8 protein-coding genes are annotated in these 10,574 nt (G+C 45.3%); 5 read left to right on the plus strand and 3 right to left on the minus strand.

The window, feature by feature from the left end; all coding sequences use genetic code 11:
• Positions 1–58: 58 nt before the first annotated feature.
• The 3 genes from dut to ACPEGP_RS00130 form a co-directional block, all read right to left on the minus strand.
• On the minus strand, positions 59–523 hold the full coding sequence (dut, locus tag ACPEGP_RS00120; protein ID WP_149489623.1) for a dUTP diphosphatase: 465 nt from the start codon (positions 521–523) through the stop codon (positions 59–61).
• A 146-nt stretch (positions 524–669) separates the two neighbouring features.
• Positions 670–2,073, minus strand: a complete 1,404-nt coding sequence (gene mgtE, locus ACPEGP_RS00125) for a magnesium transporter (protein ID WP_191692301.1) — start codon at positions 2,071–2,073, stop codon at positions 670–672.
• A 93-nt stretch (positions 2,074–2,166) separates the two neighbouring features.
• A complete protein-coding gene (locus tag ACPEGP_RS00130; protein ID WP_423813563.1) occupies positions 2,167–4,200 on the minus strand; it encodes a UvrD-helicase domain-containing protein in 2,034 nt (677 codons plus the stop codon).
• 943 nt (positions 4,201–5,143) lie between these two features.
• Between ACPEGP_RS00130 and ndhC the strand changes: the two genes are divergently transcribed.
• The 5 genes from ndhC (at position 5,144) to nuoF (ending at position 10,565) form a co-directional block, all read left to right on the plus strand.
• Positions 5,144–5,758 carry an NADH-quinone oxidoreductase subunit A gene (gene ndhC, locus ACPEGP_RS00135; protein ID WP_423813564.1) on the plus strand — a complete coding sequence of 205 codons (615 nt, stop codon included), beginning with the start codon at positions 5,144–5,146 and terminating at the stop codon, positions 5,756–5,758.
• Positions 5,759–5,882: 124 nt separating this feature from the next.
• A complete protein-coding gene (locus ACPEGP_RS00140; RefSeq protein WP_068406534.1) occupies positions 5,883–6,551 on the plus strand; it encodes a NuoB/complex I 20 kDa subunit family protein in 669 nt (222 codons plus the stop codon).
• A 106-nt stretch (positions 6,552–6,657) separates the two neighbouring features.
• Positions 6,658–8,460 carry an NADH-quinone oxidoreductase subunit C/D gene (nuoC, locus tag ACPEGP_RS00145; protein ID WP_423813565.1) on the plus strand — a complete coding sequence of 601 codons (1,803 nt, stop codon included), beginning with the start codon at positions 6,658–6,660 and terminating at the stop codon, positions 8,458–8,460.
• Positions 8,461–8,634: 174 nt separating this feature from the next.
• Complete coding sequence (gene nuoE, locus ACPEGP_RS00150; protein WP_068406529.1) at positions 8,635–9,144, plus strand: NADH-quinone oxidoreductase subunit NuoE; 510 nt, start codon at positions 8,635–8,637, stop codon at positions 9,142–9,144.
• On the plus strand, positions 9,141–10,565 hold the full coding sequence (nuoF, locus tag ACPEGP_RS00155) for an NADH-quinone oxidoreductase subunit NuoF (protein ID WP_193030784.1): 1,425 nt from the start codon (positions 9,141–9,143) through the stop codon (positions 10,563–10,565). Before nuoE ends, nuoF begins: the two co-directional genes overlap by 4 nt.
• Positions 10,566–10,574 lie beyond the last annotated feature (9 nt).

The following is a 10,574-nucleotide window of genomic DNA, read 5'->3' on the forward strand; positions in this document are numbered from 1 at the left end:
CGATTGATGCTACATGAAAATCCAATGATACTTAATGTTTAATGCTTATATTCAATGCTTACTGACGACCAGAATGGCCAAAACCGCCCGCACCGCGCGCGCTGGTATCGCTAAATTCTGCCACCACTTCAAACTCCGGACGGGCGACTGGTACAACCACATATTGCGCCATACGTTCTGCTGGGTTTAAGACAAAATCTTCATTACTGCGATTCCAAATACTAACCATCAGCTCACCTTGATAATCAGCATCAATTAAGCCGACCAAATTACCCAAGACGATACCGTGCTTATGACCGAGACCTGAGCGCGGTAAAATCATACCCGCAAAGTTAGGGTCTTGAATATAAACGGCAAGTCCAGTGCCTATTAAATGCGTGGCTCCCGCTTTAATGGTCAACGGTTCATCAATGCAAGCACGTAAGTCAATACCTGCGCTGCCATCGGTAGCGCGCGTCGGTAGCGAGAACGCTTTATCTTCAGTAATTTTAGGGTTTAAAACTTTAACTTGTACAGCTTGCATAACGCACTCACTTAACGATGTAATGGTTTTTTAAACAGAATGAATCACATTTTTAACTGTTAGGTTTTAAATGCTTAACAACAACTATTAATAGAAATAGCTGCTGATTGTTAACTTTTAGCTTTCAGATTTTCATAGGCGGTTCACTAAAGAATCAACACGCTTGCCAAGCCCAAAAACGACATAAAGCCGACAATATCAGTCACGGTGGTCAAAATAACCGAGGCGGATAGCGCAGGGTCGATATTCATACGTTTGAGCATCAGCGGAATACTAATGCCCGAAACGTTGGCGGCGGTCATGTTAATCGCAATGGCAAGCCCGATGACGGCGCTGATTTTAACATCATGAAACCACAATTGCGCAATAATCGCCATGATTATCGCCCATATGATACCGTTTATCGCCCCAACCCACAGCTCTTTATTTAATAACCATAGGCGATTCGACCCACCGATTTGACCCATTGCCATCCCGCGAATGACCACCGTCAGCGTTTGCGAGCCTGCAATGCCGCCCATACTGGCAACCACCGGCATCAATATCGCCAGTGCCACAACCTTTGCTAATACCGCTTCAAACTGCCCAATCACAGCGGCCGCCAATAGCGCGGTACATAAATTAATACCGAGCCAAATACTACGGCTTTTGGCACTGGTTAAAATAGGCGCAAACAGCTCTTCATCTTGGCTAACACCAGCAAGGTTTTTCATGGTGCTATCGACATCATCTTGGATAATCTCCATGATATCTTCGCCGTTTAACTGTCCGACCAGCTCGCCGTGGCTGTTAATCACTGGCGCAAAGCGGATATCTTCTGAACGGAAAATCGACGCCGCATCTTGAATATCTAAGCGATCATTGACAGTGATGGCGCTATGAATCAAGTCGGCGACTAAGGTGCTTTGCTGGTGTTTAATCAGATCCGCTAGACTTAACAGGCCAAGCAGCTGCTGGCTTTGGTCGACGACTAATAGCTCTTGGCTTTCATCATCGAGCAAATCAGCATTCTCTCGCAGCCAGCTTTGCACTTCTGCAAGGGTGATGTCGTCCCTGACTTGAATGAGGTCAGGATCCATATAACTGCCGACTTCCCAGTCTTCATAAGTATCGAGTTTATTGACCTGCACTCGGATGTCTTCATCCAAGGTTGCCATCACCGAGGTGCGCACACTTTCGGTAACGGTATCTAAAATCTCAGAAATGTCCTGCGCATCAAGGTCTTGGGTAAACAGGGATATCTCTTTTGAAGAAACATTCTCCAACAGCGGCTGGCGGGTATCAAACTCCAGCTCAGCCAGTACTTCACCTTTGATATTTTCTGGTACTTGCGCCCAAATCAGTAAGCGATTTTGGCTCGGGAAAGACTCTAATAGGCTGGCAATCTCATATTCTGATTGCTTTTCTAAAAACTCAGTAATCGCCGCATACGCTTTTTCTGCTACCAATTCTTGCAAATATAATAACTTATATTCACCGCTTGCTTCTGCCGGATTATAGTCAGCCTGTCGGGTCAATGGTCGTTCAGGATTCGTCGTCGAGGTCGGCATAAAGGTTCCAAATTTTTAAAAGATATTCGTATAAAAATTGAGTTTACCGCTCATGTAAAGAGCGGTAAACAGGGTATCGCTTAAGTTTTAAACTTAACGATTACCTAGTAAAGCACGAATATTGGCCAAGTATTCATCAGCGACTTTTTCAGGGTCTTTGCTGGCTTTTTTCTTTTTTGCCTTCGCTGGCCAGTCGATATGATCTTCTGGCAATTCATCCAAAAAACGTGATTCAGAGGTCACGCGCATTTGCCCGCCCGCACGGCGCTGGGTCGCAAGCGTCAACGTCAGCTCACGGCGAGCGCGGGTAATACCCACGTACATTAAACGCCTTTCTTCCTCAATGGTTTCACTGAGGATAGAGTTGCGGTGTGGTAGCATTTCTTCCTCAAGTCCCATGATATAGACAAAATCAAACTCCAAGCCTTTTGCCGCATGTAAGGTCATGAGGTTCACTTTATTGGTATTCTCTTCTTCTTGCTGCTGCTCGAGCATGTCAAGGAGCACCAATTTGCGAATAATAGTATCAATGGTACGGTCTTCATCTTCTTCAGCGCGATTAATCAATGACTGAATACTGGTATAGAGCATGTCGATATTATCGATGCGGTTTTTTTCTTGTTGCGGCGTTTTGGCGTCGCTACGGACAAAGTCGATATAGCCGGTTTCGTCAATCATTTGACGGACGATAGGCACGGGGTCGGGGTGCTGATCGAGCTCACGGGTATAATGCTCGATAAAATCGCCAAACTCTTTTAAGGTGCCATAGGCTTTTGACGGCAACACATGAGCAAGTCCAGCGTGGGTACAAGAAGCGAGTAGCGAGATGCTATGCTCTTGCGAAAATAAACCAAGCTTTTCAAGGGTAGTAGGTCCCATACCGCGCTTAGGCGTATTAATAATACGTAAAAATGCACTGTCGTCTTCGGGGTTTAAAATCAGACGCAGATAGCCCATGATGTCTTTGATTTCGCTACGGGCAAAGAACGACTGACCACCAGATAATTTATACGGCACTTGCAGCTGACGCAATTGCGCTTCAAGCATGCGCGCCTGAAAGTTACTGCGGTAAAGAACGGCGTATTGCTCCCACTCATTACCGAAACGCAGTTTATGGGTGACGATTTCTTTTGCCACGCGCTCAGATTCATCGTCGTCATTACGGCAATTAATAATACGAATTTTTTCGCCCTGACCTTTATCTGACCACAGTTTCTTTTCAAATAAATGCTCGTTATTGGTAATAACGGCGTTGGCAGAGGTCAAAATACGCGTGGTCGAGCGGTAATTTTGCTCGAGCATGACGATTTTTAATTTCGGGAAATCTTCTTTCAGTAGCGCCATATTTTCAGGCTTGGCGCCGCGCCAGGCATAGATAGATTGGTCGTCGTCACCTACGACAGTAAAGCGCCCTTGCGGTCCGACCAGATATTTAATCATCTCATATTGGGCGGTATTGGTATCTTGATATTCATCGACCAATAAATAACGAATACGGTTTTGCCATTTATCACGCAGCTCAGCGTTTTCACGTAAGATTTTGGTTGGCAGTACAATCAAATCATCAAAATCTACGGCATTATAAGCGCGTAGGTTACGCTCGTATAAAGCATAAAGCGTCGCAAAAATCATATCTTCTGGATCGTCCAAGGTTTCCATCGCCTTATCCGGCTCAATCAAATCATTTTTCCAATCAGAAATCATTTTTATCGCTTTGCCAACCAGCTCACGGCTTTCGGCGCCGCTTAAATTGTCACGCATCATCAGCTCCATTAAGAGCCGCTTGCTGTCATCGCTGTCCATGATGGAAAAGTTGCCTTTCAATGGCGTATGAATCAGCTCGTAACGCAAAAACTGCAAGCCAAATTGGTGAAAGGTCGATACCGTCAGACCGCGAGTTTTTTCACTTGGCAGCAATTTACTGACCCGCGCTTTCATCTCACGCGCCGCTTTGTTGGTAAAGGTCACCGCCGTGATACGCTCGGCTGGCATATTGCATTCTTCGATGAGATAAGCGATTTTACGGGTAATCACCGAGGTTTTACCGGAGCCTGCCCCAGCCAATACCAATAAAGGTCCTGAGACATAAAGCATGGCTTCTTGTTGTTTGGGATTAAGTTGACTCATAAGATGACCTGTAAGACAAAAGCAAAAAAGAAGATAAAACGAATAATGGATAGTAGCATCGTTGACGAAAGTCGTTGTTAAGCAAAATATGATAAAAGGCTGCGATGCTTGGGCTACAACGATGATTTTAATCAAACGCTGATTTTATTAAGATGATAATAATAAAAATCATAACGTCAATAAGGATGGTATTTTTAATAAAGACGATATTTTCGGTAAAGTACACCCAATAATAAAGGGTAACAAAATGTGTGTTCAAATAACGCCAAAGCGTCAAAATAAGGTGGGCTATTATAAAGCAAAAACCCTGTCTTTGGGCGAGGAGTTGGCAGCGGGTTTTGAGTTAAAAAAGTGTTTGCTTTGCGCAGCTTACACTATATATAGCAGCGTCCACATAAAAATTCAGATTCGCACGTAATATAAGGTAACGTCTATAACATAGTTTATGGTAAAAAAAACATATTTTTTTTGCAGATAAAATGACCATTCAATGCAGTTAAAAACTAGCTTTTGATTGCCGATATGCGTATAGTACGTAAATAATTTATGCCAGTTGTCACGTCATTGTTGACCACGTGTATGAGCTATTAAATCAATTAAGTACGCCAATAAATACGATATTGATTTAATACGTTGATCTTACGTTGTTAAAAGATGCGTTGGGCGACCAGCCTTTTATCCGCGTGCATGCCGGAATATCTATAGTTGGTCATGTCTGACATCGTCGTCAATAAGCTTGATAATTGGTTATTACCAGCACAGTAGCTATAATAGTCATGGGTTTATCACAGTCCTTGAGTTGTTTAAATATATTTGCTCAAAAATGAGTCAATGACAGCTACTTTGTGTTTTCGTCTGCGTTATGCTTATCGCCATTACCACCATCATTTGTGAGTATTCGCGGTGCGCTTGACACTCGATTGGGTGAGGAGCACGTATTATCATGTCTGCTTTTAATTGGTCAGCAATTGCTTTTATTTTAGCCGCCATTGGGCTAGTTGTCTTTATGCTGGTCGTTCCGCGCTTGCTTGGCGGTCGCTCTCAGGGCACACAAAAAGAAGAGATATTTGAAGCGGGTGTTGTCGGAGCTGGCAATGCCCGCATTCGTTTGTCTGCAAAATTCTATTTGGTCGCAATTTTCTTTGTCATTTTCGATTTAGAAGCGCTGTATTTATACGCTTATGCCGTGTCAGTGCGTGAGACAGGCTGGTTAGGGTTTGCTGCCGCCGCCATCTTTATCACAATCTTAATCATCGGTCTGATATATGAGTTGAGTCTGGGGGCGATGAACTGGGCACCAGCGGATAAACGCCGTAAACAAGCGCGTCTATATGCGGCGCCAGCCGGTTTTAATTTGGCCGACATCACCAAGTTTGATGGCGTTGATGAGCTGATGGTTGACCCAACAGGCAAGATACCGGCGCAGTCTTCAGGGCAAATTAATGTCTCAAACAATATCGAGACCAATCGTCGCCATTTACAAAATATCGATCATATTAATACCACGGGTAATGTGACGTCAGTGGATTTTGCCACTGCTGCACAACAACAAGACTAGCTTTAAGTTCATTGCTTATAGCAGTCTTGTTTACACCTAAATGGTCATTTATTAATAATAGAAGTTATGGCGCTAGTGATGATAAATACTTGTCACGCAGCGCTTAAAATAAAGGTTGTATGTTATGAAATACACATTAACAAAAGCCAACCCTGATGCAGATATCTATCCTGCACAGACCAGTCAAACGGTCAATGACCCTATCGAAGAAGAAGTCAATAAAAACGTCTTTATGGGTCGTCTTGAAGACCTTGTCCATTCAACAGCAAACTGGGGGCGCAAGCACTCACTATGGCCATTTAACTTTGGTACCTCTTGCTGTTATGTCGAATATGCCACCACCTTAACCGCCGTACACGATTTGTCACGTTTTGGTGCCGAAGTCATTCGCGCCTCGCCCCGTCAGGCAGACGTAATGATTGTTGCTGGTACTTGCTTTGTGAAAATGGCACCGGTTATTCAGCGCCTTTATGAGCAAATGCTTGAGCCAAAATGGGTCATCTCGATGGGCGCGTGTGCCAACTCGGGCGGTATGTATGATATCTACTCAGTGGTGCAAGGCGTCGATAAAATCATTCCTGTCGATGTTTATGTGCCCGGTTGCCCCCCGCGTCCAGAAGCTTTGATTCAAGGTTTGATGCTGCTACAAGAGTCGATTACCAAAGAGCGTCGTCCGCTAGGCATTCATGTCAATGAGCAAGGTATTTACCAGCCGCAAATGACGCCTGAGCGTGACCGTAAGCAAGCGGACCGTATTGCGGTGAAAAACTTGCGTAGCCCAGACAGTATCTAGTTTATTAGCTCAATTGTTCATAATTCTTAGAAGTGCGCGTACGCTTATCACAGCTCGGTTATGATTGACATAGCTGGGTTATGATTAATGAAGGAAGACATCATTCATGGTCACGGTAGTTGAAAACATAGATCCTAATAACATGGATCCTAACAACAGGGATAAGATCAAACCTGTCCCAGCAGTTATCAAAGAGCTGGAAGAAAAATATGCTGGTAAGTTTGTCGTACAGCACACGGTGGATGAGATTCCAACGGTGTGGGTGGCGCGTGCCGACTTATTAGACGTCTTATTATACCTGCGTAAATTGCCAAAACCTTACGTTATGCTCTTTGACTTATCCGCGATAGATGAGCGCTTGCGTCAGCATCGTCAAGGTTTGCCAGACAGTGATTTTACAGTGTTTTACCACTTGATGTCGCTTGAGCGTAATAGCGATGTGCGTATCAAAGTCGCCCTAAGCGAGGACGATCTCAACGTACCAAGTGCGACTAAAATTTGGCCAAATGCTAACTGGTATGAGCGTGAAGTCTGGGACATGTTCGGCATTATCTTCAGTGGCCATCCACATTTAACGCGTATCTTATTGCCTAAATATTGGGAAGGTCATCCACTGCGTAAAGAATATCATGCGCGCGCGACGGAATTTACCCCGTATTTCTTAAATAATGCCAAGCAACAATACGAGCAAGAAAACCTGCGTTTTGTCCCTGAAGAATGGGGCATGAAACGCTCGGGCCGTGATGAAGACTTTATGTTCTTGAACATTGGTCCTAACCATCCCTCTGCTCATGGTGCATTCCGTTTAGTGCTACAGCTTGACGGTGAAGAAGTTGTCGACTGTATTCCTGATATCGGCTATCACCATCGCGGCGCCGAAAAAATGGCTGAGCGTCAAACGTGGCATTCTTATATTCCTTATACCGACCGTATTGATTACCTCGGCGGCGTCATGAACGAGCTACCGTATATCATGTCGGTTGAAAAGCTTGCTGGGATTACGGTGCCGCCGCGCGCTGAAACCATCCGTGTGATGATGAGTGAGTTTTTCCGTATTACCAATAATCTGCTATTTGTTGGTACCTTTATTCAGGATGCGGGCGGTATGACGCCAGTCTTCTATATGTTTACCGATCGCCAAAAAGCTTATGACGTCATCGAAGCGGTGACTGGCTACCGTATGCATCCTGCTTGGTTCCGTATCGGCGGTACAGCACACGACTTACCGCGTGGTTGGCAGCGTTTGGTTCGTGAGTTCCTAGATTGGATGCCAAAACGTTTAGATGAATACGTAAAAGCAGCATTGCAAAATAGTGTGTTAAAAGGTCGTACCCAAGGCGTTGCCCAGTACAACACCAAGCAAGCATTGGCATGGGGCGTTACCGGCGCAGGTTTACGTGCGACAGGTTTGGATTTTGATTTACGTAAAGCACGTCCGTATATGGGCTACGAGAACTACGATTTTGAGATTCCAGTTGGTTATAACGGCGATGCTTATGATCGCTGTATGGTAAAAATCGAAGAGATGCGCCAGTCGCTACGTATCATCCGTCAATGTATGGATAATATGCCGCAAGGTCCTTATAAGGCGGATCATCCATTGGCCGTACCACCGCCGAAAGATCGTACCTTAAATGATATTGAGACTTTGATTAATCACTTTATCTCGGTTTCTTGGGGTCCTGTGATGCCAGCGGGTGAGTGCGCCACGATTGTGGAAGCAACCAAAGGTCTAAACAGTTATTACATCACCTCAGATAAAGCGACGATGAGCTATCGTACCCGTATCCGTACGCCGACATTTGCGCACCTGCAACAGATGCCATCGGTGATTAATGGCTCGTTGGTCTCTGATGCCATTATGTATTTGGCCTCGATTGATATCGTCATGGCCGATTGTGACCGTTAACGGTTTGGGTTGCTGCATTTATCATTAATTTTCATAAATGTTAAATGGTAGATGTTAAATATTAAAAGTACGCCAAGTTTTATTAATATGTTATCGCCAGACTGGCACACCAAAACGCTGTTGCTGCGCCAAGCACTATATAAACAGTGGGCTGAGTGAGGAAAGAAGAAGATTATGAGAATTGTTTCCGATAAAATGCCAAAAGTAGATGTGGCAAGTATCTTAACAGCAGAAGAGATTGCGGCTATCCATGAGTTTATGCATCATTATCCCCATCCGCGAGCAGCGTCTTTAGATGCCCTAAAAATCGTGCAAAAGCGTAACGGCTGGGTCGATGATGCGCAAGTTAATGCCATCGCCAATATCCTAAATATCCCTGTGACCGACATGGATGGGGTGGCAACTTTCTTTAACCGTATCTATCGTCAGCCGGTCGGTCGCAATGTCATCCTTATTTGCGATTCGGTCGCTTGTTATTTAACGGGCTACGAAGCGCTGGCGGCTGAATTAAAAGCGCAGCTGGGCATCGACTATGGTCAAACCACCGCTGACAACCGCTTTACGCTATTGCCGATTTGCTGTTTGGGCAACTGTGACAAAGGTCCTTCTGTGTTAATCAATGAAGACACCTATGGTCCTGTGCAGCCCACTGAAGTCGCCCAATTGTTGGAGCTATACGCATGAGTTTAACCATTTCAGAGCAGATTGCTCGTCGCGGTCAAGGCAAAGCGCCTAGCCAATTAAATGACCAGCGCATTCCTGTTTATGGCGATAAAGCAACCGCTACCAGTGAAACCAAACCGCTAACATGGCGCCTTGCCCATCACGATGCGGTATTGGACTTAGCCACTTATGAATCGCTACGCGGATTTGAAGCCTTAAAGATGGCTTTAAACCAATCACCAGCCGATACTTTGAATACCATTAAAGAAGCAGTAGTCAAAGGCCGCGGCGGTGCAGGTTTCCCAGCCGGTATCAAATGGTCGCTCATGGCACCACCCGATGGTGGTCCACGCTACTTAGTCTGTAATGCCGATGAGATGGAGCCGGGTACTTTTAAAGACCGTTTGCTCATGGAGCGTCTACCGCTACAACTTATCGAAGGTATGCTGATTTCTGCCTATGCGATTGGGGCAACGGCCGGTTATATCTTTATTCGCGGTGAATATATTTTAGCAGCAGAGCGCTTAACGGCAGCGCTTGAAGAATTGCGTGCCAATAACTTGGTTGGCGATAACATCTTAGGCTCAGACTTTAGCTTTGATTTGCACGTCCATACCGGCGCTGGTCGTTATATTTGCGGCGAAGAAACCGCTTTGATTAACTGCTTAGAAGGTCGCCGAGCCAATCCGCGTACCAAACCGCCTTTTCCACAAGTGGCAGGTGCATGGGGTCGTCCGACTGTGGTTAATAACGTTGAAACCTTGCATAACGTTTCAGCGATTATTTTGCATGGTAGTAAATGGTATCAAGACTTACCAAAAGCTAAAGGCGTGGTCGAAACCCCAGGTACTAAGCTATTTGGTTGTTCAGGTTTGGTCAATGACCCAGGACTATGGGAGCTACCTTTTGGCTATACGGCGCGCGAAATTATCGAAGATTTCGCTGGCGGTATGCAAGAAGGTAAAAAGCTTAAAGCATGGCTCCCTGGCGGCGCATCAACCGACTTTTTAACCGCTGAGCATTTAGATACCGTCGTCGATTTTGACACCATTCAAAAAGCTGGTAGCCGTATGGGTACTGGGCTAATTATGGTCGTCGATGAAGAACAAGACATGGTGCCATTATTGCGTAACCTTGAGATTTTCTTTCAGCGTGAGTCGTGCGGTTGGTGTACACCGTGCCGTGATGGTCTACCGTGGGGCGTTAAATTGCTCACGGCCATCAATGATGGTCAAGGCCAAATCGGTGACGTTGAGAAATTAGAAGGCTTAACCCGTGACTTGTGGATCGGTAAAACCTTCTGCGCCCATGCGCCGGGTGCGATGGAGCCACTGATGAGTGCGATTAAATATTTCCGTCCTGAGTTTGATCAAAAAATTGCGCAGGCGGTTGGCGAAGATGTCATTGAGGCTGCAGCTCATCAACAGCCAGAAGTGAAATAAGGAGAGCGG

This window comes from Psychrobacter sp. 219-2-C (assembly GCF_049560815.1).
Taxonomy (GTDB): domain Bacteria; phylum Pseudomonadota; class Gammaproteobacteria; order Pseudomonadales; family Moraxellaceae; genus Psychrobacter; species Psychrobacter faecalis.